The following is a 26,983-nucleotide window of genomic DNA, read 5'->3' as shown; positions in this document are numbered from 1 at the left end:
TTGCTGATATTCCCTGCGTTTTTGCACTGGTTTTGGCGGCTGGTGATGTTTTCTCGGGATGGCGCATGATTGGGCGACAAATTCGCCGAATCGGCACGGGGAACGGGTTGACCAAATGCCGCATGGCTCCAACTTTTGGACCAAGAGACTGAGAGAGGTGAAAAGATGCACGATTGCACGAAGCTGAATATGTTCAGGCTTGGTTGACCCTGCCGGGGGGCAGGAGTAAACCGTCCCTCAATCGCTGCAGCCATCTGACTGCACGGGCATCCCCGTGCATGAAAGGAGCCACCCCGTGGAAGAGATGCTGAGGGAATACCTTCCCATTCTCGTCTTTCTGGCCATTGCTATCGGTCTTGGCCTCGTTCTGATCCTGGCCGCTGTTGTTCTGGCCGTTCGCAATCCCGATCCAGAGAAGGTGAGCGCCTACGAGTGCGGCTTCAATGCCTTCGACGACGCACGGATGAAATTCGATGTCCGGTACTATCTGGTGGCGATCCTGTTCGTGATTTTCGACCTTGAGATTGCGATGTTGTTCCCTTGGGCGGTGGCGTTCAAGGATGTGAGCATGGTGGGGTTCTGGTCGATGATGGTCTTTCTGGCTGTTCTGACGATCGGCTTTGCCTATGAGTGGAAGAAAGGGGCATTGGAATGGCAGTGATGACCGGAGCGAACACGGCGGGCCGCGATCCGGAAACGGCGACCCAATCGCTCAATTCCGAATTGCAGGACAAGGGCTTCCTGATCACCTCTACCGAGGATCTGATCAACTGGGCGCGCACCGGCTCACTTCACTGGATGACCTTCGGCTTGGCCTGCTGCGCAATCGAGATGATGCACACTTCCATGCCGCGCTACGACGCAGAGAGGTTCGGGGTCGCGCCGCGCGCCAGCCCGCGTCAATCGGATGTGATGATCGTGGCCGGAACGCTGACCAACAAGATGGCGCCGGCACTGCGCAAGGTTTATGACCAGATGCCCGAGCCGCGTTACGTGATCTCGATGGGGTCCTGCGCGAACGGGGGCGGTTACTATCACTACAGCTACAGTGTGGTGCGCGGGTGTGACCGGGTCATTCCGGTCGATATCTATGTGCCGGGCTGCCCGCCGACCGCCGAGGCGCTGCTTTACGGGATCATGCAGCTGCAACGCAAAATCCGCCGCACGGGGACGATCGTGAGATGAGTGAAGCCTTGAAAGAACTGGGCGCACATATCGAGGCCAAGCGCGGGGATTGCGTGCTGGGCTGGGATGTGACCCATGACGAACTGAATATCGACGTGACCCCGGCCAATATCGCCGGGTTCGTGGAGTTTTTGAAGGTCGATCCGACCTGTCGGTTTTCCACCCTGATCGACCTGACGGGCGTGGATTACCCCGAGCGGCCCAAGCGGTTCGACGTGGTCTATCATCTGCTGTCGATGTATCAAAATCAGCGGGTTCGCCTGCGGGCCAGTATCCGTGAGGATGAGGTGGTCCCCTCGGTGACCGCGGTGCATCCCGGGGCCAACTGGTTCGAGCGCGAGGTGTTCGACATGTTTGGCATCCTGTTTTCGGGACATCCCGATCTGCGCCGCCTTCTGACGGACTACGGGTTTCGAGGGCACCCGCTTCGCAAGGATTTTCCGACCACGGGTTATACCGAGGTGCGCTACGACGAGGCGCAGAAGCGCGTGATTTACGAGCCGGTGAGCCTCGTTCAGGAATACCGGCAATTCGACTTCATGAGCCCGTGGGAAGGCGCGGACTACATCCTTCCCGGGGACGAGAAAGAAGGAGACGCGACATGATGGGCGACTATGGCATGGGCGGCGGGGGATTCCTCTGGATTGCGATATTCGCGGCGCTGGTGGTGATCCCGTTCTGGCGCCTTCTTCCGCGCTACGGCATCCCGAACTGGGTGGCGATCCTTGCCATCTTCCCGCTGGTGGCGCTCATCCTGCTTTGGGTCATGGCGTTCAAGGACAAGATTGACGGAGGCGCCTCGTGATGGACGGCTCCAAGTTCGATGACGGCAGCACCGACGCCCTGTCCGGTGAGCAGGAAATTCGCAATTTCAACTTGAACTTCGGCCCCCAGCACCCGGCGGCGCATGGCGTGTTGCGACTGGTTCTGGAGTTGGACGGTGAAATTGTTGAGCGGTGCGATCCGCATATCGGCCTGCTGCATCGTGGAACCGAAAAGCTCATGGAGAGCCGGACGTACCTTCAGAACCTTCCGTACTTCGACCGGCTCGATTACGTGGCGCCGATGAATCAGGAACATGCCTGGTGTCTCGCGATCGAAAAGCTGACGGGCGTGGAGGTGCCGCGCCGGGCACAGTTGATCCGGGTGCTGTATTCCGAGATCGGGCGTATTCTGAACCACCTTCTGAATGTGACGACGCAGGCGATGGACGTGGGTGCGCTCACGCCTCCGCTTTGGGGGTTCGAGGAGCGCGAAAAGCTCATGATCTTTTATGAGCGGGCCTGCGGGGCGCGGCTGCATTCGGCCTATTTCCGGCCCGGCGGCGTGCATCAGGATCTTCCCGACAAGCTGATCGACGATATCGAGGAATGGACTCTGCATTTTCCGCAGGTGCTTGACGACATTGATGCACTTCTGACCGAGAACCGCATCTTCAAGCAGCGCAACGCCGATATTGGCGTGGTGAGTGAAGAGGATATCCAGCTTTACGGTTTTTCGGGTGTGATGGTTCGCGGATCGGGGCTTGCATGGGATCTGCGCCGGGCACAGCCCTATGAATGCTATGACGAATTCGAGTTCCAGATCCCCGTGGGCAAGAACGGCGATTGCTATGACCGGTATCTGTGCCGGATGGAGGAGATGCGGCAATCGACTTCGATCATTCGTCAGGCCATCGTGAAGCTGCGCGAAGCGACGGGCGACGTGATGACACGCGGCAAGATCGGCCCGCCCAAGCGCGGTGAGATGAAGACCTCGATGGAGGCGCTGATCCATCACTTCAAGCTTTATACCGAAGGGTTCCATGTGCCCGAGGGTGAGGTCTACGCCGCGGTGGAGGCCCCCAAGGGCGAGTTCGGGGTGTATCTTGTGGCCGACGGAACGAACCGGCCTTATCGCGCCAAGCTCCGCGCGCCGGGGTTTTCGCATTTGCAGGCCATGGAACATGTGACCCGTGGGCATCAACTCGCCGACGTGGCTGCGATCATCGGTACGATGGACATCGTTTTTGGAGAGGTTGACCGCTAATGCTGCGCCGTCTGCATCATGAACAACCGGAAAGCTTTGCCTTTACGCCGGAGAATCTGGACTGGGCCGAGGGGCAGATCAGCAAGTACCCCGAAGGCCGGCAGGCCAGCGCGATCATCCCGCTCTTGTGGCGCGCGCAGGAGCAGGAAGGCTGGTTGTCGCGTCCAGCGATTGAATACGTCTCCGATCTGCTCGGCATGGCATATATCCGCGGGCTTGAGGTGGCGTCGTTCTATTTCATGTTCCAGCTTCAGCCGGTCGGGAGCGTCGCCCATATCCAGATCTGCGGCACAACCAGCTGCATGATCTGCGGTGCCGGAGAGTTGATTGACGTCTGCCGGGACAAGATCGCCGGGCAGCCGCACGCGCTTTCGCCGGACGGCAAGTTTTCATGGGAAGAGGTGGAGTGTCTGGGCGCCTGTGCCAATGCGCCGATGGCGCTGATCGGCAAGGACTACTATGAGGATCTGACCGCGGAACGATTTGCCGAGATCCTCGACGAATTGGCGGCGGGCAAGGTTCCGGTGCCGGGGCCTCAGAACGGGCGCTATGCGTCGGAGCCGCTGTCGGGACTGACGAGCCTGAAGGAGTTCGACAGCGGGCATACCAAATACAATGCCTCCGCTCAGCTGGCCGTCGACATGGACGACACGATCAAGCGGATCGATGGCAGTGAAGTGCCACTTCTGACGCCGTGGATCGGCAAAGACGGCAAGGTTGCCAGCCGCGACACCGGCGAGACGCCACCAAAACCTGTGCCGACGCCGAAACCGGCCGTCAAGCAAGCGAAGGCGAAGGAAAAGGGCAGGCCCGAGGTCGACAAGAGCGATCAGAAGCCCTCTGCCAAGCCGATTGCGCCGGAAAAATCCGCCGCCGATGTTGCCGAGGTGAAACCCGAAACACTTAGCGCGGCGCGGGATGGCAAGCCCGATGACCTCAAACAACTCAAGGGCGTCGGCCCGAAGCTGGAAGAGAAGCTCAACGAGCTTGGTTTTTTCCACTTCGACCAGATCGCCAAGTGGACGGAGGCGGAGGTCGCCTGGGTTGATGCGCGGTTGAAATTCAAGGGCCGGATCGAGCGGGATGGATGGATCGAGCAGGCCAGAACGCTGGCCGAAGGCGGAGACACCGAGTTCTCGAAACGGGTCGCCAAGGGCGATCTATACAAGGACTGAGCCATGACCAGGGCGGACACAAGGCAGCATGAGCGGCTGGCGCGCAGGGGCAGGATCGTCGCCCTTGTGATCGCGGGGACGATGCTGGTGTGGTTGGCCGCCCAGTGGATCGGCCAATCGGTCGGGTTGCCGGGGCGCTATGCGTTCCTGTTCGATTTTGCCGCAATCGCCGCGCTGATCTGGGCGCTGGTCAACATCTATCAGATCTGGCGTGCGCGCCGGACATTGCAGGGGTAACGGGATGCTCAAGGATCAGGACCGTATCTTTACCAATCTCTACGGCATGCACGATCGCACGCTTGCCGGGGCGAAGGCGCGGGGCCATTGGGACGGAACGAGCGATATACTCGGCAAGGGGCGCGACTGGATTATCGAGGAGATGAAGGCGTCAGGCCTGCGCGGACGGGGCGGCGCGGGCTTTCCGACCGGGCTCAAGTGGTCGTTCATGCCGAAGGAAAGCGACGGGCGGCCCGCTTATCTGGTGGTCAACGCCGATGAATCCGAGCCGGGCACCTGCAAGGACCGCGAGATTATGCGCCACGATCCGCATACGCTCATCGAAGGGTGCCTGATCGCCAGCTTCGCGATGAATGCGCATAGCTGCTTCATCTATATTCGCGGCGAATACATCCGCGAGCGCGAGGCGCTTCAGTCGGCTATTGATGAGGCCTATGACGCCGGACTTCTGGGACGCAACGCCGCCGGATCGGGTTGGGATTTCGACCTGTTCCTGCATCACGGTGCGGGGGCCTATATTTGCGGTGAGGAGACGGCGCTTCTCGAGAGCCTTGAGGGCAAGAAGGGGATGCCGCGGATGAAGCCGCCGTTCCCGGCGATGGCGGGGGTCTATGGTTGCCCGACCACGGTGAACAACGTCGAGTCGATCGCGGTCGTCCCGACAATTCTGCGTCGCGGGGCGGAGTGGTTTTCCAGTTTTGGGCGCGCCAACAACGCGGGCACGAAGATTTTTGCGATCTCTGGCCATGTCAACACCCCTTGCGTCGTGGAAGAGGCGATGTCGATTTCTTTCGAGGAGTTGATTGAGACACACTGCGGCGGCATCCGTGGCGGGTGGGACAACCTCATGGCGGTGATCCCGGGCGGATCATCGGTGCCCTGCGTGCGCGGCGAGAAGATGCGCGACGCGATCTTGGACTATGATTATCTTCAGAAGGATCTTCAGTCGGGGCTTGGCACGGCGGCGGTGATTGTCATGGACAAGTCCACCGACATCGTGCAGGCGATCTGGCGACTTGCGAAATTCTACAAGCACGAAAGCTGTGGTCAGTGCACACCCTGCCGGGAGGGAACCGGCTGGATGATGCGGGTCATGGAGCGACTTGTGTGCGGCGAGGCCGAGATTAAGGAAATCGACATGCTCTGGGATGTGAGCAAGCAGGTCGAGGGGCATACCATCTGTGCGCTTGGCGATGCGGCGGCCTGGCCGATACAGGGTCTGATCCGAAATTTCCGCGATGAGATCGAGGATCGGATCAAGGCGAAGAAATCGGGCCGCATGGGCGCGATGGCGGCGGAGTGAAAGGTGTCACCACGGGCAAGGAGCCCCGCGGCGAACGCAGTTGAAGGGGAAATGACGGCATGACAGTACGGACCGTTCTGATCTTGTCCTTGTGTGCGGCAACCGCGCTTGGCGCCTGTGACCGTATTCGCAAGCAGAGCGAGATCGCCTTTGACGGTGAGGTGTTCCGGCCGAGGTCGGCTCCGCTTGCCTCCGATAACCGCATGAGCTTCACCGTCGAGGTCCGGAACGCCAGTCGCACATTCGAGGGCGCGCGCGAGGCGGCGGAATATGGTGGCATCCGGTATTGCGTGACGCATTTCGGCACCTCTCGTATCGAGTGGAAAACCGGACCGGAGACGGACGCCGCCCTTCTGCGGCTTGAAAATGACACGCTGACCTATGAAGGGACGTGCAAGATTTGACGGGCGGAACGACATATCCATTTACGCTGGGCCGGGCATTGGCGGTCGTTTTGGCGATTTTTCTCTTGTCGGGTTCGCCTGCTTTGGCGAGCAACCCGCCGTTGAGTGAGGTCAGGCCCGTGCGGGACGGTTTGATTGCGGTGGGGGTCGCCGATGAGATCCGCAAGAATTGCCCCACGATCTCGGCCCGGTTGTTTCGGGCGCTGCGCTATCTCCACGGGCTGGAGAATCATGCGAAAAAGCTTGGATACAGCCAGGACGAGATCGACGCCTATGTTGATGACAAGGCCGAGGAGAAGCGGCTGCGCGCCATTGGCGCGGACTACATGCGGGCCCGTGGCGTCGTTGAAGACGACGCGAAGAGCTACTGCGCGCTAGGGCGCGCGGAAATCGAGAAATCAAGCCAGATCGGCGCGCTGCTAAGGGCGAAGTGAACATGTCTGACCTACGCAAGATCATCATCGACGGCCGGGAAGTCGAAGTGGAGGGGGCGCTGACCCTGATACAGGCCTGTGAGCAGGTCGGGGTCGAAGTGCCACGGTTCTGCTATCACGAGCGTCTGTCGATCGCGGGCAATTGCCGGATGTGCCTTGTCGAAGTGCAACCGGGACCGCCAAAGCCTGCCGCCTCCTGTGCGATGCAGGTGCGCGACATGCGTCCGTTTCCCGATGGCAGCCCGCCGCAGGTGAGCACCAATTCCCCGATGGTCAAGAAGGCGCGCGAGGGAGTGATGGAATTCCTGCTGATCAACCATCCGCTCGATTGCCCGATCTGCGATCAGGGCGGGGAGTGCGATCTTCAGGATCAGGCGATCGCCTATGGCGTCGATTTCTCGCGGTTTCGCGAGCCGAAGCGCGCGGTCGAGGATCTCGATCTTGGCCCGCTGGTGGAAACCCATATGACGCGCTGCATTTCCTGCACGCGCTGCGTGCGCTTCACCACCGAGGTGGCGGGCATCGAGCAGATGGGCCAGACAGGACGCGGCGAGGACAGCGAGATCACCAGCTATCTGGGCGAGACGCTGGACAGCAATCTTCAAGGCAACATCATCGACCTGTGCCCGGTGGGCGCGCTGGTGAGCAGGCCGTATGCCTTTACCGCCCGGCCCTGGGAATTGTCCAAGACCGAAAGCATCGACGTGATGGATGCTCTGGGGTCGAATATCCGCGTGGATACCAAAGGGCGCGAGGTCATGCGTATCCTGCCGCGCAACCATGATGGCGTGAACGAGGAATGGATCTCCGACAAGACGCGTTTTGTCTATGATGGGCTGCGCAAACAGCGTCTGGACCGCCCCTATGTGCGGGAAAACGGCAAGCTACGCCCGGCAAGCTGGCCGGAGGCGCTGTCGGCGGCGGCGGCCGCGATGAAAGACAAGAAGATTGCCGGCCTGATCGGGGATCTGGCGCCGGTTGAGGGGGCGTTCGCGCTTCGACAGCTTGTCGAGGGGCTTGGGGGCAAGGTGGAATGCCGCACCGACAATGCGCGCCTGCCGGTTGGTAACCGCGCCGGATATGTCGGCAATGTCGCCGTGGAAGAGATTGATTCGGCGAAAGAAATCATCCTGATCGGCGCCAATCCGCGTGACGAGGCGCCGGTCCTCAATGCCCGTATTCGCAAGGCGTGGATCAAGGGGGCTACGGTGAAGGTGATCGGGCAGGCGGTGGATCTGACCTATGACTATGAACATCTTGGCACCGGACGCGATGCGCTTGCGCGCGCTCGGGCCGGCGACGAAGCCATCGTCATCGTCGGTCAGGGCGCGCTGCGCGAGGCGGACGGGCTTGCCGTGCTGGCCGCGGCGCAGGCGCTTTCGGGCCGGATGCTGGTGCTGCATACCGCGGCGGCGCGGGTCGGCGCGATGGATGTGGGCGCCGTGACCGACGGCGGGCTCGCCACCGCGATCGACGGGGCGGAGGTGATCTTTAACCTTGGGGCCGACGAGGTGGAGATCGACCCGGGCGTGTTTGTCATCTATCAGGGCAGCCACGGTGATCGCGGGGCGCATCGTGCCGACGTGATCCTGCCCTCTGCGGCCTATACCGAAGAGAACGCGGTTTTCGTCAATACCGAGGGGCGCCCGCAGCTTGCCATGCGCGCGGGCTTCCCGCCCGGCGAGGCCAAGGAGAACTGGGCCATCCTGCGGGCCCTGTCGGCAGAGCTTGATGCCACGCTGCCCTATGACAGCCTTGCACAGCTTCGTCAGAAACTGGTGGCGGAGGTTCCGCATCTCGCGCAGATCGACGAGGTTCCTGAAAACACCGACGAGCCGCTGCCGAAAGAGCCGCTTGGGAACGCGGAGTTCCGCACCGCAATTACCGATTTCTACCTGACCAACCCGATTGCGCGGGCGTCGGAATTGATGGCAGAGCTTTCGGCCAATGCAAAGGCGCGGCGCGACAAGGCGATCGCGGCGGAGTGACAGTGTCAGGACGGGCGATCATATCCATTCTGATGCCGCTGGTTGCCGCCGGGGTCGCAGCATGCGCCGCTTCGGACGGGGAGAGCGTGGCGCGTGATCGCGTTGCCTTCGATCCAGACTACAAGGGCGTCGAAACGCGGCTTCTGGATGGGGATCTGGTGAATTTTCGGGTTGCCATGACGGGCGCGCGCGACCATCAGGATGTGGATGCCTATGCCGAATGCGCCGCAGCGCAATATGCTTTGATCCGGGGCTTTGGTTTTGCGCGGCACGTTCGGACGACAGTTGATATTGAGGGTGGAATCTGGAGGGGAGATGCGGTTTACACCATCTCGTCTGCGCTGCCCCGCGGGCTGAAGACGATTGACGCCGAAGTCACCGTTTCAAGCTGCGCAGAAAACGGAATACCTACGGTGTGAGGACCAATGGCTGATTTCTTTACCACTCCGCTCGGCATAGGCGTTCTGATCGTGGCGCAGGTGCTTGCGGTCATTGGGTTCGTGATGATCTCGCTTCTGTTTCTCGTCTACGGGGATCGCAAGATCTGGGCCGCAGTGCAGATGCGGCGCGGGCCGAACGTGGTCGGTGCCTTCGGCCTGCTTCAATCGGTTGCCGATGCACTCAAATACGTGTTGAAGGAAGTTGTCATCCCGGCGGGTGCGGATCGTCCTGTGTTCATTCTGGCACCGCTGACCAGTTTCGTTCTCGCCCTGGTGGCATGGGCCGTGATCCCGTTCAACGAGGGCTGGGTCCTGGCGGATATCAACGTGGCCATTCTCTATGTGTTCGCGATCTCCTCGCTGGAGGTTTACGGCGTGATCATGGGGGGCTGGGCGTCGAATTCCAAATACGCCTTCCTTGGCTCTCTGCGCTCTGCGGCGCAGATGATCTCCTATGAGGTGTCCATCGGTCTGATCATCATCGGGGTGATCATTTCCACCGGGTCGCTGAATTTCGGTGATATCGTGATGGCGCAGGACGGCCGCTACGGCTTCTTCTCCTGGTATTGGCTGCCGCATTTCCCGATGGTGTTCCTGTTTTTCATATCGACTCTGGCCGAAACGAACCGGCCCCCCTTTGACCTGCCGGAGGCGGAATCGGAACTCGTGGCCGGGTATCAGGTCGAGTATTCCTCGACGATGTTCCTGCTGTTCATGGCGGGCGAGTATATAGCGATGTTCCTGATGTGCGCGCTTACCTCGCTTTTGTTCTTCGGTGGCTGGCTTTCCCCGATTCCGGGGCTGCCCGACGGGGTTTTGTGGATGGTCGGCAAGATGGCGTTCTTCTTCTTCATCTTCGCGATGGTGAAGGCGATAACACCACGCTACCGCTATGATCAGCTTATGCGCATCGGCTGGAAGGTCTTTCTTCCGTTGTCCTTGGCATGGGTCGTGATCGTGGCATTTCTGGCAAAATTCGAAGCATTCGGCGGGGCCTATGCCCGCTGGACGATTGGAGGCTGAACATGGCGGCTATCGACTATAAACGCGCTGCGGGATATTTTCTTTTATCCGATGTCATCGCCGGGTTCCGGGTGGGACTGAAGTATTTCTTCGCGCCCAAAGCCACGATCAATTATCCGCATGAAAAGGGGCCGCTGAGCCCGCGGTTCCGGGGCGAACATGCGCTGCGCCGGTATCCCAATGGTGAAGAGCGGTGCATCGCCTGCAAGCTCTGCGAGGCAATCTGCCCGGCGCAGGCGATCACCATCGACGCGGAGCCGCGCGAGGATGGAAGCCGCCGCACGACGCGCTATGACATCGACATGACCAAGTGCATCTATTGTGGTTTCTGCGAGGAAGCCTGCCCGGTGGATGCCATCGTGGAAGGCCCGAATTTCGAATTCGCCACGGAGACCCGGGAAGAAATGTTCTACGACAAGGCCAAGCTCCTTGAAAACGGCGACCGCTGGGAAGCCGAGATTGCCCGAAACCTTGAACTGGATGCACCCTACCGATGAGCGTTGAGAAGAACCCCTTTGAGGCGATGATCGCCCAGTATCGGGAGATGGCCAAGAGCATGAGCCCCGGACTGGAGGGGTTCGAGTCGTTCACGCCCCAGGGATTCGAGAAGCTCTGGCCGACCATGCCCAAGGACATGATGGATCTGTTCTTCGGCAACATGCTCAACCGGGACGGACTGGACGCCAAGACCCGGATGTTGCTGACGCTGGCCGCGCTGACTGTTCTGGGCGGGCAGGCCGATGCGCAAGTCCGGGTGACCGTGCGCCATGCCGTCGAAGCCGGGGCGCGCAAACAGGAGATCGTCGAGACCATCGGCCAGATGTCGATGTTCGCCGGCATTCCCGCCATGACCCGCGTGATGCATATCGCGCAGGAGGTTCTGGCCGAGAACGAGGAAAGTGAGACATGACCATTGCTGCGCTGGCCTTTTACCTGTTCGCGATCGGGGTGATCACGGGCGGGCTTTTCACCGTGATCAGCCGCAACCCGGTGCATTCGGTGCTCTGGCTGATCCTTGCATTTCTGAGTTCGGCGGGGCTTTTCGTGCTGCTGGGGGCAGAATTCGTGGCGATGCTTCTGGTCATCGTCTACGTGGGCGCGGTGGCCGTGTTGTTCCTGTTCGTGGTCATGATGCTCGACGTGGACTTTGCCGAGTTGAAGGCGCAGATGGCACAGTATTTGCCGCTTGCGCTTCTGATTGGAATTGTTCTGCTTATGCAATTCGCGGTCGCGATTGGGGCCTGGCAGCATTCGGATGCGGCCGAAGGCTTGCGCGCGGCCCCGATTCCGGAGGGGGTGGAGAATACCGCCGCACTCGGGATGTTGCTCTACGATACATATTTTCTGCTGTTCCAGCTTGCCGGGTTGATTCTTCTGGTGGCGATGATCGGGGCGATCGTGCTGACGCTGCGCCACCGTCGCGACGTGAAGCGTCAGAACGTGCTGGCGCAGATGTGGCGTGATCCGGCGAAGGCGATGGAACTGAAAGACGTGAAACCGGGGCAGGGTCTCTGAACCGGAATTATTCATAATTTCCGGGCCGTATCCCTGCGAGGAAACGGAACCGGGAAAGGCGATGGGACGTGAGACATGATCGGACTTGAACATTACCTGACAGTGGCGGCGACGCTGTTTGTCATAGGCATCTTCGGGATTTTCCTGAACAGGAAGAACGTGATCATCCTGTTGATGTCGATCGAGCTGATACTCCTGTCGGTGAATATCAATCTTGTCGCCTTTTCGTCCTTTCTGGGTGATCTGGTGGGGCAGGTCTTCACACTTTTCGTGCTGACCGTGGCTGCCGCCGAAGCGGCCATCGGCCTCGCGATTCTGGTGTCCTTCTTCCGCAATCGCGGCACGATCGCGGTGGAAGATGTCAACATGATGAAGGGATAACGCGACATGGAAACCATCATCCTGTTCGCGCCCCTTGTCGGGGCGATCATCGCGGGGTTCGGCTGGCGTGTCATCGGTGAGGTTGCCGCGCAATGGGTCACCACCGGCCTTCTGTTTCTGGCCTGCCTGCTCAGCTGGATCGTCTTTCTTGGCCATGACGGCGTGACCGAGCAGATTCAGATCCTTCGCTGGATCGAGAGCGGCACATTTCAGAGTGACTGGGCGATCCGGCTGGATCGACTGACCGCGATCATGTTGATCGTTGTCACCACGGTTTCGGCGCTCGTGCATCTCTACAGCTTCGGCTACATGGCGCATGACGAAAATTTCCGCGAGCATGAGAGCTACAAGCCGCGCTTCTTTGCGTATCTTTCGTTCTTCACCTTCGCCATGCTGATGCTGGTGACCTCGGACAACCTTGTGCAGATGTTCTTCGGCTGGGAAGGGGTCGGTGTCGCCTCCTACCTGTTGATCGGCTTCTACTATCGCAAGCCGTCGGCCAATGCCGCCGCGATCAAGGCCTTCGTGGTCAACCGGGTGGGGGATTTCGGCTTCGCGCTTGGTATCGCGGGGCTGTTCTTTCTGGTGGACAGTGTCAGGCTTGACGACATTTTCGCCGCCGGTCCGATGCTGGCCGAAACGCAGGTGGCGTTCCTCTGGACCGAGTGGAACGCGGCGAACCTTCTCGCCTTCCTGCTGTTCGTCGGGGCCATGGGCAAGTCGGCGCAGCTTTTCCTGCACACATGGCTTCCCGACGCGATGGAGGGTCCGACCCCGGTGTCGGCGCTGATCCATGCCGCGACGATGGTGACGGCGGGCGTGTTCCTTGTCTGCCGCATGTCGCCGCTGTTCGAGTATGCGCCCGAGGCTCTGATCTTCGTGACCTTCATCGGCGCCACCACCGCCTTTTTCGCGGCGACGGTGGGGCTTGTGCAGAATGACATCAAGCGGGTGATCGCCTATTCGACCTGTTCGCAGCTTGGCTACATGTTCGTGGCCGCCGGTGTCGGGGTCTATTCGGTCGCGATGTTCCACCTCTTCACGCACGCATTTTTCAAGGCGATGCTGTTTCTCGGGGCGGGTTCCGTCATTCATGGAATGCATCACGAGCAGGACATGCGAAACTATGGCGGGCTTCGCAAGAAGCTGCCCTATACCTTCTGGGCGATGATGATCGGCACGCTTGCCATCACAGGTGTCGGCATCCCGCTGACCCAGATCGGCTTTGCCGGGTTCCTGTCCAAGGATGCGGTGATCGAGAGCGCATGGGCCGGCACGGCGGGAGGCTATGCCTTCTGGATGTTGGTCATCGCGGCTCTGTTCACAAGCTTCTATTCTTGGCGGCTCATGTTCCTGACCTTCTTTGGAGAGGCGCGAGGCAACAAGAAAACCCATGATCATGCACATGAAAGCCCGATGGTCATGATTGCACCGCTTGGCGTTCTCGCCTTGGGCGCGGTGTTTTCGGGAATGATCTGGTATGGTAGCTTCTTTGGCGATCATGATCAGGTAAACCGCTTCTTCGGCATTCCCGAGCATCACGCGGAAGCATCGGACGATACCGCGGAAGCCGGCGACGCCGCCGCGATGACCGCGCCGCAGGGGGCGATCTTCATGGCGCCGGACAATCATGTCATGGACGACGCCCACCACGCCCCGACTTGGGTGAAGGTGAGCCCGTTCATTGCCATGCTGATCGGTCTTGCGGTGGCTTATCTGTTCTACATCGTGAACACGTCGCTGCCCCGGCGCCTAGCGGAGGCGCAGCGTCCGCTCTACCTGTTCCTGCTGAACAAGTGGTATTTCGACGAGGCGTATGACGTCATTTTCGTTCGGCCGGCCAAGTCTCTGGGGCGGCTGCTTTGGAAACGTGGCGACGGCAGCGTGATTGATGGCTTTCTCAATGGCGTGGCTATGGGGATCATTCCCTTCTTTACCCGCCTCGCGGGGCGGGCGCAGTCCGGCTACATCTTCACCTACGCCTTTGCCATGGTGCTCGGCATCGCCATTCTGATCACCTGGATCACGCTCAGCGGAGGAGCGAACTGATGAACGACAGCTTGCTTTCCCTTGTCACGTTCATTCCCGCGCTGGCAGCCCTGATCCTGCTGATCTTCCTGCGCGGAGAGGATGCGGCGGCGCAGCGCAACGCCAAGTGGGTCGCGCTTCTGGCCACCGGCCTGACGTTTATGGTGTCGCTGTTCATCCTCGTGCAGTTCGACCCCTCGGACACGGGTTTTCAGTTCGTGGAAGAGCGCGATTGGCTTCTGGGTCTGAAATACAAGCTCGGCGTGGACGGGATCAGCGTTCTTTTCGTGATGCTGACCACATTCATCATGCCGCTGGCCATCGCTGCATCGTGGACTGTCACCTCACGGGTGAAGGAATACATGATCGCTTTTCTGGTGCTCGAGACGCTGATGCTCGGCGTGTTCATGGCGCTTGATCTTGTGCTCTTCTACCTGTTCTTCGAGGCCGGGCTAATCCCGATGTTCCTGATCATCGGGATCTGGGGCGGCAAGGATCGCATCTACGCCAGCTTCAAGTTCTTCCTCTACACCTTCCTCGGTTCCGTGCTGATGCTGGTTGCGATGGTGGCGATGTATTCTGATGCGGGCACGACCGATATTCCCACGCTGATGCGGCATCAGTTCGCCGCGGACAGTTTCAGTCTTCTGGGTATTCAGATTGTGGGCGGGATGCAGACGCTCATGTTTGTGGCGTTCTTTGCCAGCTTCGCGGTCAAGATGCCGATGTGGCCGGTTCACACCTGGTTGCCCGATGCGCACGTTCAGGCCCCGACGGCGGGATCGGTCGTGCTGGCGGCGATCCTTCTGAAGATGGGGGGGTATGGCTTCCTGCGCTTTTCGCTCCCGATGTTCCCGGTTGGCGCCGACGTGATGACGCCGCTTGTCCTTTGGCTCAGCGCGATAGCCATTGTCTATACCTCGCTGGTGGCGCTGGTTCAGGAGGACATGAAGAAGTTGATCGCCTATTCCTCGGTCGCGCATATGGGATATGTGACAATGGGGATATTCGCGGCGAACCAGCAAGGGATCGATGGGGCGATATTTCAGATGATCAGCCACGGTTTCATCTCTGGCGCGCTCTTTCTGTGCGTTGGTGTCATCTACGACCGGATGCACACCCGCGAGATCGACGCCTATGGTGGTCTGGTGAATCGGATGCCGATTTATGCGCTGATCTTCATGTTCTTCACCCTGGCCAATGTGGGGTTGCCCGGCACGTCGGGCTTCGTTGGGGAATTCCTCACGCTGATGGGGATTTTCCAGGTCAACACCTGGGTGGCGCTGGTCGCGACTTCGGGCGTGATCCTGTCGGCGGCCTACGCGCTCTGGCTGTATCGCCGGGTGGTGTTTGGGGATCTGATCAAGGAGAGCCTGAAGACCATTCGGGACATGAGCATGCGCGAGAAGTGGATCTTTGCGCCGCTCGTGGCGATGACCCTGATCCTCGGCGTCTATCCCGCGCTTGTGACCGACATCATTGGCCCTTCGGTCGAGGCGCTGATCTCGAATTATGACACTGCACTGGTTCACGCACCGGCGATGAATCAGGTTGCGGGGCACTGACAGGAGCGAATGGCATGATCTCTGCCGATCTCAACATTATTCTGACCGAGATTGTCCTGGCGCTCTTTGCCATGGGCGCTCTTGTCGGGGTGGTCTATACCGGCAAGGACCGGCTGGCGCCGGCCCTGACGTGGTTCACGGCGGTGCTTTTCGTGCTGCTGGCTGTCTGGATCGGGGTGAATGGATCCGGGGCTCGGGTGGCCTTTGGTGGCATGTTCCACGATGACGGATTTGCGCGCTTCGCCAAGGTCGTGATCCTGCTCAGCGCGGCGGCCGTTCTGGTGATGGGACAGGACTACATGTCGCGCCGGGGATTGCTTCGGTTCGAGTATCCCGTGCTTGTGACGCTGGCCGTCACGGGCATGATGGTCATGGTTTCCGCTGGCGACCTGATGGCACTTTACATGGGGCTGGAACTTCAGTCACTGGCGCTTTACGTGGTGGCCGCGATGCGCCGGGACAGCGTGAAATCGACCGAGGCGGGTCTGAAGTACTTCGTGCTTGGCGCGCTCAGCTCCGGTTTGTTGCTCTATGGGGCGTCGCTGGTCTATGGCTTTGCCGGAACAACGCTCTTCTCCGGGATCATCGAGGCGGTGGGAAGCGGTCAGATTTCGATTGGATTGCTGTTCGGGTTGGCCTTTGTAGTGGCGGGGCTGGCATTCAAGGTCTCCGCAGTGCCCTTCCACATGTGGACGCCGGACGTCTATGAAGGGGCGCCAACACCGATTACCGCGTTTTTCGCCACAGCCCCCAAGGTGGCGGCCATCGCGCTTCTGGCACGGGTGCTGCATGATGCCTTCGGCGGTGTCGTGGGCGATTGGCAACAAATTCTGGCGTTGCTGTCGGTCCTGTCGATGTTCCTTGGGGCCATTGCCGCGATTGGCCAGCGCAATATCAAGCGACTGATGGCCTATTCATCAATTGCGCATATGGGCTATGCCTTGATGGGGCTGGCAGCGGGGACCGCCTTCGGTGTGCAGGCGATGCTCATCTACATGGCGATCTACGTGACGATGAACGTGGGAACCTTTGCGTTTATCCTGTCGATGGAAAAGGACGGTCAGCCCGTGGTGAGCATTAGCGCGCTCAACATGTATTCCAAGCGCGATCCGGGTCGGGCGCTTGCCATGCTGATCCTTTTGTTCTCTTTGGCAGGGGTGCCGCCGCTGGTGGGCTTTTTCGGGAAGTTCTATGTTTTGCGCGCGGCCTATGATGCCGGCTTGATCTGGCTCGCGGTGGCAGGGGTGATCGCCTCCGTGATCGGGGCGTTCTACTATCTGAGAATCGTCTATTACATGTATTTCGGCGAAGAAGGCGAGGCACTCGACAGAAACCGTTCTGCTGTGCTTTGGACGCTTCTGATGGGCTCCGCCGCGGCCATGCTGGTGGGGGTTGTGAACCTCTTCGGGATCGAGAGCGTGGCGCAGGCGGCAGCGGCAACGCTTGTCAACTAAGCCCGAGAAAATGAAGCAAAACTGGCCCGAGGGCTATGGCCGACGGGTCCTTGCGGAGGTGGACAGCACCAACGCCGAGGCGGCCCGGATCGCGCCGCAACTGAACGGACCGGAGTGGATCCTTGCGCGGCGCCAGATGTCTGGACGGGGGCGGCGCGGACGTGCCTGGTCAGATCTGGAAGGCAATTTTGCCGCCACGCTCGTGATGCGGCCGAGTGAAACGCCCGACCGTGTCGCACTGCGGTCATTCGTGGCGGCGCTTGCGCTATTCGATACCCTTGCCGCCGTGACAGGACGGGTTGAAGGGCTGGCGCTCAAATGGCCCAATGACGTTCTGGTCAACGGGGGCAAGGTGGCGGGCATTCTTCTCGAAGGTGGTGGCGTGTCCGGGGCAGGCATGAGCCATATCGCCATCGGGATCGGGGTTAACCTGGTGTCGGCGCCGAATCCCGAAGGCCTGGAGACAGGGGCCGTCAGGCCGGTCTCGCTTATGTCCGAGACCGGCGTGGAGGTTGATCCCGAGACGTTTCTGGATTATCTCGCCGTTGCCTTCGCCACACGCGAGACCCAGTTTGTCACCTACGGGTTCGCGCCGATCCGAACCGCATGGCTCGACCGGGCGGCGCGGCTTGGCGAGGTCATCACCGCACGCACGGCGCACCAGTGCCGGACCGGAGTTTTCGAGACGGTGGACAATGCGGGCAATCTGGTGTTGAAGACCCCAAAGGGTGCCGAGGCCATCCCGGCTGCCGAAATCTTCTTCTGAAAAGCCCGGGGGGCGGCCCATGCTTCTGGCGATTGACTGCGGTAACACGAATACGGTGTTCTCCATCTGGAACGGTGTGGATTTCGTTGCCACATGGCGCACGGCGACAGAACATCAGCGCACCGCCGATCAGTATTATGTCTGGCTGTCCACGTTGATGGCGTTTCAGCGGATCGAGGCGAATATCACCGATGTGATCATCTCCTCGACGGTACCGAGAGTGGTATTCAACTTGCGGGTTCTGTCGGATCGGTATTTTAATTGCCGTCCGCTTGTCGTCGGCAAGCCGGAGTGCCGGCTTCCGGTGGATGTCCGTGTCGATGAGGGCACGGCCGTGGGGCCTGATCGGCTTGTCAACACGGTGGCGGGGTTCGATCTCTACGGTGGCGACTTGATCGTTGTGGATTTCGGGACAGCGACTACGTTTGACGTGGTGGCGGCGGATGGGGCTTATATCGGCGGGGCGATTGCGCCCGGCGTAAACCTGTCGTTACAGGCGCTGCACGAGGCGGCCGCGGCGCTTCCGCATGTGGATATCACCAAGCCACAAGCCGTTGTCGGCACTAATACGGTGGCCTGTATGCAGTCGGGGGTGTTCTGGGGGTATGTCGGATTGGTGCGCGAGATTTGCAGCCAGATCCGGGCGGAACGCGATCGTCCCATGAAGATTATTTCGACGGGCGGGCTGGCGCCCTTGTTCCAGCAGACAGAGGCGCTTTTCGACGCCTATGTAGATGAGCTTACCATGCACGGCCTGACCGTGATTCACAAATACAACAGGGATAATTCGACCTGATATGAGCAATGAACGTTTGATATATCTTCCCCTTGGAGGCGCCGGTGAAATCGGCATGAACGCCTATGTCTATGGCTGGGGAAAGCCGGGAAAAGAAAGGCTGATCCTTGTCGATCTCGGCGTCACTTTTCCGGACATGGAAACAAGTCCGGGGGTGAATCTTATCTTCCCCGACATCTCCTGGCTGGTAGAACGCAAGGACCGGCTGGAGGCGATTTTCATCACCCACGCCCACGAAGACCATTTCGGCGCCGTGGGGCACTATTGGTCCCGGCTGGGCGTTCCGGTTTATGCGCGTGCTTTTACCGCGCACCATATTCGCCGCAAGATGATCGAGAACGGGCAACCGGAGGCGGAGGTGAAAACCGTATCACCCTGGCCCGAAGTAACCAAGGCGGGGCCGTTTTCGGTCGGTGTGCTTCCGGTGTCGCATTCCATTCCGGAAGGCGGGTCCATTGTAATCGACACACCCGCCGGGCGGGTGATTCATACCGGAGACTTCAAGCTCGATGAAACGCCTCTGGTCGGTGAGCCGTTCGATGCGGACCTGTGGGCCGAGGTAAGCAAGGACGGGGTGAAGGCCCTCGTTTGTGATTCCACCAATGTGTTTTCCCAGCATCCCGGTCGATCGGAAGCGACCGTCGGTCCCGAGATCGAAAAACTCGTGGCCGGGGCGTCCAAGATGGTGGTGGCGACGACATTTGCCTCCAACGTGGCGCGGGTCAAGACATTGGCCGAGGCCGGAAAACGTGCCGGGCGGACGGTCTGTCTCATGGGACGGGCCATGCAGCGGATGATCGAGGCATCGGTGGAAACAGGTGTTCTGACAGATTTTCCGGCTACTGTCCCGCCAGAGGAGGCCGCCAAGCTTCCGCGGGAGGAGCTGATGCTCATCGTGACTGGCAGTCAGGGGGAACGTCGCGCGGCAAGCGCGCAGTTGGCCCGTGGCAAGCATATGGGCATTACTCTCAAGGAAGGTGATCTGTTTCTGTTTTCATCCAAGACCATTCCGGGCAATGAAAACGGTGTGATCCGCGTGATGAACCAGTTCTCGGAGCGGGGCGTGGATGTGGTCGATGACAACGACGGTGCCTATCACGTTTCGGGGCATGCAAATCGGCCCGATCTGGAAAGGATGCAGGATATCGTGGCGCCGCAGATGGTGATCCCGATGCATGGTGAGCATCGGCACCTGCGCGAGCTCACCAAGCTGACGAAAGAGCGGGGACGCGCCGCGATTGTCGCGGTCAACGGAACCATGATCGACCTGACCGGAGATGAGCCTGTCGTCGCCGACTATGTGGAAACCGGACGCACCTATCTGGATGGAACGGTGCAGATCGGCGCTATGGATGGGATCGTACGGGATCGCATCCGCGTGGCGCTTAACGGGCATCTGGTGGTGTCTGTCATACTTGACGAGGATGACGAACCCTTGGGAGAAGCATGGTGCGAACTCAAAGGGCTGCCCGAAACGGGGAGCAGCAATGCATCCCTCGTCGATGTGCTTGAGGCGGATCTGACACAGTTTCTTGCTCGGGCGGGGGCAAAGACGCTGGCCGACGACGACAAGCTTGATACGGAACTGCGCCGCATTGCCCGCAACACCTGCATGTCCGAGATTGGACGCAAGCCGGAAGTGACAGTCATTGTCAGCCGGTTGAGCTGAGAACTGGCGGGGGCGGGCGGATGCCCATTCCGCCTCTCACGCCCGAGCGGGACAAAGCGAAAGGCCGGGAAGCGAAAACGCTTCCCGGCCTTATGCTGTAGCGGCGACTTGAAAGAACAATCAGCCTGCGCGACGCTCGTCGAAACTCAGCGCAATGAAGCTGGGCATATGATCACCCATGCCAACCACCTTGTTGCCGCCCTTATCGGATTTTCCGCGTCCACCGGATTTCCCGCGATCAGAGGATTCCTGCGTTTTGGCCTGTGGTTTGTCCTGCGCCTTTGCGCGAGGTTTCGGCTTTGGCTTGTCCGCCTCTTTGGCCAGCGGTTCGTCCTGTGGCGGGTTCACCTCAGCCGCATCTTCTGGAGGGTGCGCTGGTTTTGAGCGTCCGCGTGTACTGACTTTCCTGGGTTTTGGGGTGGGGGCCGAGTCTTCGGCCAACTCGGCCGGTTCGCTTTGCTCAATCGGAGAGGCGAGTCGCGGAATTTCCTTTTGCAGAAGCCGTTCTATCGCTTCGAAGTTCTTTTCGTCGCGCGGGGCGCAGAGCATCATGGCCTTGCCCGCACGCCCGGCACGACCCGTGCGGCCGATACGGTGAACGTAATCCTCGGCATGGCTGGGCACGTCATAATTGAAAACGTGGCTGACCGCAGGCACATCCAACCCGCGCGCCGCAACGTCCGAGGCCACGAGAAAGCGCAGGTCCCCGGCGCGAAAGCCATCCAGTGTTCTGGTGCGCTGCGACTGCTCCAGATCGCCGTGGATCGGCGCTGCGTCATAGCCATACTTCTTGAGCGATTTGGCGATGATATCCACATCGACCTTACGATTGCAGAAGATGATCGCATTGCTGCACTTGTCACCTTCGGCATCAATCATAGCGCGCAGCAAATCGCGCTTTTCGCTGGCTTCGCGATCTCGGCGGGATGCCTTGAACATCACCACGCCTTGTTCAATGGTCTCTGACGCGGTTGCCTGACGGGCCACCTCAATCCGCACAGGCGCTTGCAGAAACGTGTTGGTGATCCGCTCAATTTCAGGTGCCATCGTGGCGGAGAAGAAAAGGGTCTGGCGTGTGAAGGGCGTAAGCGAGAAAATCCGCTCGATATCGGGAATGAAACCCATGTCGAGCATTCGGTCAGCCTCATCCACGACCATGATTTGCACGCCAGTCAGCAGGAGTTTGCCGCGCTCGAAGTGATCGAGAAGGCGCCCCGGCGTTGCGATGAGCACATCCACGCCCTTGTCAATGAGCTTGTCCTGATCCTTGAAACTCACCCCGCCGATCAGCAGCGCCTTGGTCAGCTTGAGGTGCTTGGAATAGGTGTCAAAGTTCTCGGCCACTTGTGCGGCAAGTTCACGGGTCGGACATAGCACCAGACTGCGGGGCATCCGCGCGCGTGCGCGCCCACGGGCCAGAAGCGACAACATCGGCAGGGTAAAGCCAGCGGTCTTGCCGGTGCCGGTCTGGGCAATGCCAAGAACGTCGCGGCCTTCCAGTGCAGGGGGAATCGCCCCTTCCTGGATCGGGGTTGGTATCTCGTACCCGGCCTCTACAACGGCCTTGAGTACTTTCGGATTCAGGTTGAGTTCGGAAAATTTGGTCATTTGCATCCGTGGTTTACGGACACGTTTGGCCCGTAGCGTCTGATGTGGATCAGGCCCTGTCGGCCCTGTGTTTGTTCACAAAAAGGGATCCACGACGAGGCGTATATCTCTACTCGGGCCAATCGTCAATGAATCAGGGGGACTACGCAGGCCAGTCCGGAAAACGATTTCAAGGTTGCGGACACTCCGAACGAAATCCCGGGAAATGTTTGAGGCGCTTTCGGTCCCGATCCAGATGGAAACGGCGCAACAACCCCTCCTGCGTCAGTCGGTGGAGGTGCTCAGGGGTGGCAAGGCAGACTTCTTCGAAGAAACCGCGCAGTGCGTCTTCACCCTCTTTGTCCTCCAGAAGATTGAAAAGTTCGTAGAGGGATAGCCCCCCCTGATCGCGCGAGATCGCGGGCCGCATCTCGGCGCGATAGGAGCCTTTTGTCAGGCGATAGCGGTAGTGATGCTGCCACGCCTGCCAGCTTGGTGCATGAAGATGGGCGAGCGCAACTTCCGGCATCTCGACGCTCGGGATTTCCGTTGTCCCGCTGAAGGCACTATGAATCCGGATGTCGACCCCGCCTTGGCCGGTGCGCAGGAATATCTTGCCGGCGACATGACTCAGAAAGCCGCCCTTCACATAGCGTCCATAGGTGGGATAGATCCGCTCGGCGCGGGCCACACGTTCACCATCGGGAGGCATCCAAGCCTTGCAGTAGGTGATGTCCGGATCAAGCCCGGTTTGCCCGTCGGTGGCCAGCATCTCGGCGGGGCGGGTACGGGCGGCGCGTGTGCCGGCGGGCAGGGTGCCCAGATGGGCGGCGACGCTTTGTTCGGGGCAAAGAAATTCATCCACGTCTATATGGGCGAGCCAGTCCAGCGCCCCGGCGTGGGCATAGGCGTGGCGCGCATTGTGCGATTGACGGACCTGGTGCTTTGGCGGGCGCCGGCCCAGGGTTTCCTGCCAGTAGGCATTGTCCGTGCGAGTGACAGTGATTGAAGAATGCGCAGCAAGTTCTTCTTCCGCCGCAAAATTTTCATCGTCCAGATAGATGAAAAGATGCGCCGCCCCGAGTTCCAGATGATAGGCCGCGAAATCCAGGATCACTTCGACCGGCGCCTTGATCGTGGCAACAAGCCCCCATGATGGTGCTGTTGTCGGTTTGGTTTCGGTGGCGGTCATGGGACGAGGATGCGGGTCTCGCCACGCCACCGCAAGCCCTGTTTGTCGATCATGGTGTCAGACCATCATCTCTTTCGTCGCGCTGAGGGTCACGTCCGGGTAGTCACGCTCGACACGGTCGATATCCCATTGAAGACGCGTGAGATAAACCGTATCGCCATCATTGTCGGTCGCGATATGCTGTTTGTTGGAATTTACAAATTTATCAACGGCTTGCTTTTCACCGTTCACCCAGCGGGCGGAGGTGAACTGCGACGCCTCGAAGCGCACCGGGAGGCCGTATTCCATTTCGATCCGGCTGGCTAGAACCTCGAACTGCAACGCGCCGACGACACCGACGATAAAGCCCGACCCGTAGCTGGGCTTGAACACTTTGGCCGCCCCTTCTTCGGCGAACTGCATGAGCGCCTTTTCAAGGTGCTTGGCTTTCATCGGGTCGCCCGCGCGGCAGGTTTGAAGCAACTCGGGTGCGAACGAGGGGATACCCGTAACACGGATTTGTTCGCCTTCGGTTAACGTGTCGCCAATCCGCAGCTGCCCGTGGTTTGGAATGCCGATGATATCGCCGGCCCAGCCCTCTTCTGCCAGCTCGCGGTCAGAAGCGAGAAAAAGTACCGGATTGGAAATTGTCATCGGTTTCTTTGATCGCACATGTGTCAGTTTCATGCCGCGTTTGAAATGGCCGGAGGCAAGCCGGACAAAGGCTACACGGTCACGATGCTTGGGGTCCATGTTCGCCTGAACCTTGAAGACAAAACCGGAAACCTTTGTTTCTTCAGGAAGAATCTCTCGTGGCTCGGCGCGCTGCGGTTGCGGCTCGGGGCCGTAGTTGCCAATGCCGTCCATCAGTTCCTTCACCCCGAAAGAGTTGATGGCAGAGCCGAACCAGATCGGCGTCATGTGGCCCTCAAGAACCGCCTGCGGGTCGAGAGTGGGCAGCAACTCGCGCGCCATCTCCACTTCCTCGCGAAGTTGTTCGAGCAGGTGCCCAGGTACATGCTTGGCAAGAAGTGGATCGTTCAACCCATTGATCTCTATTGATTCCGCGACACGGTTCCGGTCAGCGCGATCCATCAGTTCCAGGCGGTCGCGCAACAGGTCATAGCACCCCAGAAACTCCCGCCCCATCCCGATGGGCCAGCTTGCCGGGGTCACGTCGATGGCTAGGTTCTCCTGAATTTCATCAATGATGTCAAAGGTGTCCCGGCTTTCTCGGTCCATCTTGTTGCAGAAGGTCAGGATCGGCAGATCGCGCAGGCGGCAGACCTCAAAGAGTTTGCGGGTCTGGCTTTCGACTCCCTTGGCACCGTCGATCACCATCACTGCCGCATCCACTGCGGTGAGTGTGCGATACGTATCCTCGGAGAAGTCGGAGTGACCGGGTGTATCCACAAGATTGAAGCGGAAGTTGTTGTAATCAAATGACATTGCGGACGCGGAGACAGAGATACCGCGATCCTTTTCCATCTGCATGAAGTCAGAGCGAGTTCGCCGTGCCTCGCCCTTGGCGCGCACTTGTCCGGCCATCTGGATGGCACCGCCATAAAGCAGGAATTTCTCTGTCAGCGTGGTCTTGCCGGCATCGGGGTGCGAAATGATCGCAAACGTGCGGCGCCGTGCGATTTCAAGCGGCAGGTCGGGGCGATTGGGTTTCATATCCAGCATATCGGGGCATATATCCAGCCCCGGGCAGGGGCGCAATATGCCTGTCTGCATCGCGTCGGTATAACGTCGGTATTATGCCGGTGCCAATGCCGGTGTTTGCTCAGCCCGACCCGGAAGCGCGGCGCAGGATCTCGGCGAGATCGGGCCGTTCAAGCAGCGACTCGTTCACCTCATAGGCGCGGCGCAGGCGGTCCTCGTGCTCTGGCTGACCGGACGCGTGATTGGTTGAAGAAGGCAGGGCGGCGCTGGTGGAGGTATCGATCAACATTGTCTCTGCGGAGATGCCTTCGGCAAAAATGATCTGATGGGTGTCGAAGACAAGCTGGAAGTAGTCGACGAAGCCGCCTTCATGCACATAAACGGTGGTGCCATTCACGATATGCCGGGCGCGCACCATCAGCTCGGAGCGTCCGGCGCCGATATGGTCGTGACGTTGATAGATGAACAGTCGGTGATCGGGGCTGACCACCAGATCGTCGGTGTTGTTGAGCGTTCCGGCGGTGATCACAACAGGGGCGAAGACACCCGTGGCGCGCAGTGTGGTCTGCCCGATCCAGCGCAACGGCTGGGGGCCGTCGTCGCGGGTCAGGACGCGGTCACCCTCTTGCAGATCCTCGACCGGGCGCATTTCTCCGGTGGCCAGGGTGATACGGGTTCCACGCGAAAAGCTGACGCAGGCGAGCTGTGCAAGGCGACGGCGGGCGGTGTCGCGGTCGATGCCGACGAGCGTATAGGGGGTTTTCGGACTCAGCGGGGCCAGCGGTTGCAGATAGAGTTGCGCCACATGACCGCCCCGGTCCACTTCGACCAGAATCAGGATCTCGATCGTGTCTCCGCTGGGCGGCATGACTGTTATGCAACTGTCGAGATAGATCGCCGCGCCGGGCAGGCCAACTTGCGAATGCTCCGAGATCACGAAACGGTCATTGTCTTCGATGTCGATCGTCAGACTGGCAACCTCGGCGCGCTGATCAAGCATGTAGACATCATCGGGCTGCAACTCTGCCGCGAAGGATAGCGCATCGCCCAGATTGGCCCCGTCGCTCACGCGCAGATCCGCCGCAAGATAAACCTGAAGCGGCTGTTGCGGGCGTGGCGTATCGGGTGTTGTATCGGACATGCACTTTCCCCGTGGGTCATCAGTCATGTGAGTCTTGCGAGGAACTATGTCAACTTCACGCCTCGGCCCCGACCATTTTTCGGCATCTTCCACTGGTGTACGGGCGCGTTTTTATGTTTGGTATGCGCGACGCAAACAGGGGAGAGCGGAAATGGATCTGGGACTCAAGGGTAAGCGCGCATTGGTTTGTGCCTCGTCGAAGGGGCTGGGCTTCGGCTGTGCCGAGGCGCTGGCGGAGGCCGGGGTCGATCTGGTGATGAACGCGCGCGGCGCCGAGGCGCTGGAGGCGGCGGCACAGGATTTGCGGGATCGGTTCGGCGTCGCGGTTGAGACCGTCGCCACCGATGTGACCACCGAAGACGGGCAGGCGCGGGTGATCGCGGCGGCGCAGGGTGTCGATATTCTTGTGACCAACGCGGGCGGGCCGCCGCCGGGCATGTGGACCGACTGGACGCGCGAGGAGTTCATCAAGGCGCTGGACGCCAATATGCTGACGCCGATCGCCCTCATGAAGGCGCTGTTGCCGGGGATGATGGAGAAGGGGTGGGGCCGTGTGGTCAACATCACCTCGCAATCGGTGAAGGCGCCGATCCCGGTTCTTGGGCTGTCGAATTCGGCGCGCGCGGGGCTTACGGGCTATGTCGCGGGCACCTCGCGGCAGGTGGCCAAGCATGGGGTGACGATCAACAACCTGCTGCCCGGCATTCACGCGACCGACCGGGCCGTATCGCTCGACACCGGGGTGTCTCAGGCGCAGGGGATCACCCTCGAAGAGGCCAAGGCGCAGCGCTGCGAGACGATACCGGCCGGGCGCTATGGCTCGGCGCGGGAGTTCGGCGCGACTTGCGCCTTCCTGTGCTCGCAGCACGCGGGCTTCGTGGTGGGGCAGAACTGGCTTTTGGACGGGGGCGCGGTGAACGCAACGTTCTAGGCAGGGGGCTCAAGCCTCTGAAAACGCCGGCGAACGCGGTCTCACGTTTGCGTGCGGGGGCGTGGCGGGTCAATCTCGTGGTGGTTTTGCGGTCCGG

The 26,983-nt window shown here is 60.2% G+C and carries 28 protein-coding genes; 24 read left to right on the top strand and 4 right to left on the bottom strand.

Going from position 1 to position 26,983, the window contains the following annotated elements:
- The first annotated feature begins 295 nt into the window (after nt 1–295).
- The 23 genes from BMW66_RS03810 to BMW66_RS03700 all read left to right on the top strand — a co-directional run bounded on the left by BMW66_RS03810 (nt 296) and on the right by BMW66_RS03700 (nt 20,391).
- Entirely contained in the window at nt 296–661 is a 366-nt protein-coding gene (locus BMW66_RS03810) for an NADH-quinone oxidoreductase subunit A (RefSeq protein WP_093115592.1), read from the top strand.
- On the top strand, nt 652–1,185 hold the full coding sequence (locus tag BMW66_RS03805) for a NuoB/complex I 20 kDa subunit family protein (RefSeq protein ID WP_425441305.1): 534 nt from the start codon (nt 652–654) through the stop codon (nt 1,183–1,185). The genes BMW66_RS03810 and BMW66_RS03805 overlap by 10 nt, the downstream gene beginning before the upstream one ends.
- Nucleotides 1,182–1,790 (top strand): NADH-quinone oxidoreductase subunit C, encoded by a 609-nt coding sequence (locus BMW66_RS03800; protein ID WP_093115590.1) that lies wholly within the window; start codon nt 1,182–1,184, stop codon nt 1,788–1,790. Before BMW66_RS03805 ends, BMW66_RS03800 begins: the two co-directional genes overlap by 4 nt.
- Nucleotides 1,787–1,990, top strand: a complete 204-nt coding sequence (locus tag BMW66_RS03795; protein ID WP_245729348.1) for a hypothetical protein — start codon at nt 1,787–1,789, stop codon at nt 1,988–1,990. The genes BMW66_RS03800 and BMW66_RS03795 overlap by 4 nt, the downstream gene beginning before the upstream one ends.
- Nucleotides 1,990–3,213: an NADH-quinone oxidoreductase subunit D gene (locus BMW66_RS03790; protein ID WP_093115588.1), complete on the top strand. Its 1,224-nt coding sequence runs from the start codon at nt 1,990–1,992 to the stop codon at nt 3,211–3,213. Before BMW66_RS03795 ends, BMW66_RS03790 begins: the two co-directional genes overlap by 1 nt.
- Nucleotides 3,213–4,388 carry an NADH-quinone oxidoreductase subunit E gene (locus BMW66_RS03785; RefSeq protein WP_093115586.1) on the top strand — a complete coding sequence of 392 codons (1,176 nt, stop codon included), beginning with the start codon at nt 3,213–3,215 and terminating at the stop codon, nt 4,386–4,388. Before BMW66_RS03790 ends, BMW66_RS03785 begins: the two co-directional genes overlap by 1 nt.
- A gap of 3 nt (nt 4,389–4,391) precedes the next feature.
- Nucleotides 4,392–4,625, top strand: a complete 234-nt coding sequence (locus tag BMW66_RS03780; RefSeq protein ID WP_093115584.1) for a DUF5337 domain-containing protein — start codon at nt 4,392–4,394, stop codon at nt 4,623–4,625.
- A gap of 4 nt (nt 4,626–4,629) precedes the next feature.
- The gene (nuoF, locus tag BMW66_RS03775) at nt 4,630–5,928 is read left to right on the top strand and encodes an NADH-quinone oxidoreductase subunit NuoF (protein WP_093115582.1); all 1,299 of its coding nucleotides are present in this window, start codon (nt 4,630–4,632) and stop codon (nt 5,926–5,928) included.
- A gap of 59 nt (nt 5,929–5,987) precedes the next feature.
- Nucleotides 5,988–6,332, top strand: a complete 345-nt coding sequence (locus BMW66_RS03770; protein ID WP_093115580.1) for a hypothetical protein — start codon at nt 5,988–5,990, stop codon at nt 6,330–6,332.
- A gap of 50 nt (nt 6,333–6,382) precedes the next feature.
- A complete protein-coding gene (locus BMW66_RS03765) occupies nt 6,383–6,766 on the top strand; it encodes a DUF5333 domain-containing protein (protein WP_245729332.1) in 384 nt (127 codons plus the stop codon).
- 2 nt (nt 6,767–6,768) lie between these two features.
- The gene (gene nuoG / locus BMW66_RS03760) at nt 6,769–8,754 is read left to right on the top strand and encodes an NADH-quinone oxidoreductase subunit NuoG (protein ID WP_093115578.1); all 1,986 of its coding nucleotides are present in this window, start codon (nt 6,769–6,771) and stop codon (nt 8,752–8,754) included.
- A gap of 32 nt (nt 8,755–8,786) precedes the next feature.
- Complete coding sequence (locus tag BMW66_RS03755; protein WP_175483155.1) at nt 8,787–9,173, top strand: hypothetical protein; 387 nt, start codon at nt 8,787–8,789, stop codon at nt 9,171–9,173.
- A gap of 6 nt (nt 9,174–9,179) precedes the next feature.
- Nucleotides 9,180–10,217: an NADH-quinone oxidoreductase subunit NuoH gene (gene nuoH, locus BMW66_RS03750; RefSeq protein WP_093115575.1), complete on the top strand. Its 1,038-nt coding sequence runs from the start codon at nt 9,180–9,182 to the stop codon at nt 10,215–10,217.
- A 2-nt stretch (nt 10,218–10,219) separates the two neighbouring features.
- Nucleotides 10,220–10,714 carry an NADH-quinone oxidoreductase subunit NuoI gene (gene nuoI / locus BMW66_RS03745; protein WP_093115573.1) on the top strand — a complete coding sequence of 165 codons (495 nt, stop codon included), beginning with the start codon at nt 10,220–10,222 and terminating at the stop codon, nt 10,712–10,714.
- The gene (locus tag BMW66_RS03740) at nt 10,711–11,127 is read left to right on the top strand and encodes a carboxymuconolactone decarboxylase family protein (RefSeq protein ID WP_093115571.1); all 417 of its coding nucleotides are present in this window, start codon (nt 10,711–10,713) and stop codon (nt 11,125–11,127) included. Before nuoI ends, BMW66_RS03740 begins: the two co-directional genes overlap by 4 nt.
- Nucleotides 11,124–11,732: an NADH-quinone oxidoreductase subunit J gene (locus tag BMW66_RS03735; RefSeq protein WP_093115569.1), complete on the top strand. Its 609-nt coding sequence runs from the start codon at nt 11,124–11,126 to the stop codon at nt 11,730–11,732. The genes BMW66_RS03740 and BMW66_RS03735 overlap by 4 nt, the downstream gene beginning before the upstream one ends.
- 75 nt (nt 11,733–11,807) lie before the next feature.
- Complete coding sequence (gene nuoK, locus BMW66_RS03730) at nt 11,808–12,113, top strand: NADH-quinone oxidoreductase subunit NuoK (protein ID WP_093115567.1); 306 nt, start codon at nt 11,808–11,810, stop codon at nt 12,111–12,113.
- Between the two features lie 6 nt (nt 12,114–12,119).
- Complete coding sequence (gene nuoL, locus BMW66_RS03725; RefSeq protein WP_093115565.1) at nt 12,120–14,162, top strand: NADH-quinone oxidoreductase subunit L; 2,043 nt, start codon at nt 12,120–12,122, stop codon at nt 14,160–14,162.
- A complete protein-coding gene (locus BMW66_RS03720) occupies nt 14,162–15,706 on the top strand; it encodes an NADH-quinone oxidoreductase subunit M (RefSeq protein WP_093115563.1) in 1,545 nt (514 codons plus the stop codon). Before nuoL ends, BMW66_RS03720 begins: the two co-directional genes overlap by 1 nt.
- Before the next feature lie 14 nt (nt 15,707–15,720).
- Complete coding sequence (gene nuoN, locus BMW66_RS03715; RefSeq protein ID WP_093115561.1) at nt 15,721–17,160, top strand: NADH-quinone oxidoreductase subunit NuoN; 1,440 nt, start codon at nt 15,721–15,723, stop codon at nt 17,158–17,160.
- A 10-nt stretch (nt 17,161–17,170) separates the two neighbouring features.
- Nucleotides 17,171–17,926, top strand: coding sequence for a biotin--[acetyl-CoA-carboxylase] ligase (locus tag BMW66_RS03710; protein ID WP_093115559.1), 756 nt, complete (start codon nt 17,171–17,173; stop codon nt 17,924–17,926).
- A 19-nt stretch (nt 17,927–17,945) separates the two neighbouring features.
- Nucleotides 17,946–18,722: a type III pantothenate kinase gene (locus BMW66_RS03705; protein WP_093115557.1), complete on the top strand. Its 777-nt coding sequence runs from the start codon at nt 17,946–17,948 to the stop codon at nt 18,720–18,722.
- 1 nt (nt 18,723) lies between these two features.
- Nucleotides 18,724–20,391 carry a ribonuclease J gene (locus BMW66_RS03700; protein WP_093115555.1) on the top strand — a complete coding sequence of 556 codons (1,668 nt, stop codon included), beginning with the start codon at nt 18,724–18,726 and terminating at the stop codon, nt 20,389–20,391.
- 120 nt (nt 20,392–20,511) lie between these two features.
- Here the strand turns inward: BMW66_RS03700 and BMW66_RS03695 are convergent, their stop codons facing one another.
- From BMW66_RS03695 to BMW66_RS03680, 4 genes are all read right to left on the bottom strand, one after another.
- Nucleotides 20,512–21,999: a DEAD/DEAH box helicase gene (locus tag BMW66_RS03695; RefSeq protein WP_093115553.1), complete on the bottom strand. Its 1,488-nt coding sequence runs from the start codon at nt 21,997–21,999 to the stop codon at nt 20,512–20,514.
- Nucleotides 22,000–22,168: 169 nt separating this feature from the next.
- Nucleotides 22,169–23,170, bottom strand: a complete 1,002-nt coding sequence (locus BMW66_RS03690; RefSeq protein WP_093115551.1) for a glycosyltransferase family 2 protein — start codon at nt 23,168–23,170, stop codon at nt 22,169–22,171.
- Between the two features lie 57 nt (nt 23,171–23,227).
- The gene (locus BMW66_RS03685; protein WP_093115549.1) at nt 23,228–24,835 is read right to left on the bottom strand and encodes a peptide chain release factor 3; all 1,608 of its coding nucleotides are present in this window, start codon (nt 24,833–24,835) and stop codon (nt 23,228–23,230) included.
- A 100-nt stretch (nt 24,836–24,935) separates the two neighbouring features.
- The gene (locus BMW66_RS03680; protein WP_093115546.1) at nt 24,936–25,955 is read right to left on the bottom strand and encodes a Hint domain-containing protein; all 1,020 of its coding nucleotides are present in this window, start codon (nt 25,953–25,955) and stop codon (nt 24,936–24,938) included.
- A gap of 151 nt (nt 25,956–26,106) precedes the next feature.
- On the opposite strand from BMW66_RS03680, the gene BMW66_RS03675 reads away from it, so the two are divergent.
- Nucleotides 26,107–26,886 carry an SDR family oxidoreductase gene (locus BMW66_RS03675; RefSeq protein WP_093115544.1) on the top strand — a complete coding sequence of 260 codons (780 nt, stop codon included), beginning with the start codon at nt 26,107–26,109 and terminating at the stop codon, nt 26,884–26,886.
- Nucleotides 26,887–26,983: the final 97 nt, after the last annotated feature.

It is taken from the genome of Salinihabitans flavidus, assembly GCF_900110425.1.
Classification (GTDB): Bacteria; Pseudomonadota; Alphaproteobacteria; order Rhodobacterales; family Rhodobacteraceae; genus Salinihabitans; species Salinihabitans flavidus.
This window is presented reverse-complemented; position numbering and strand designations above follow the sequence as displayed.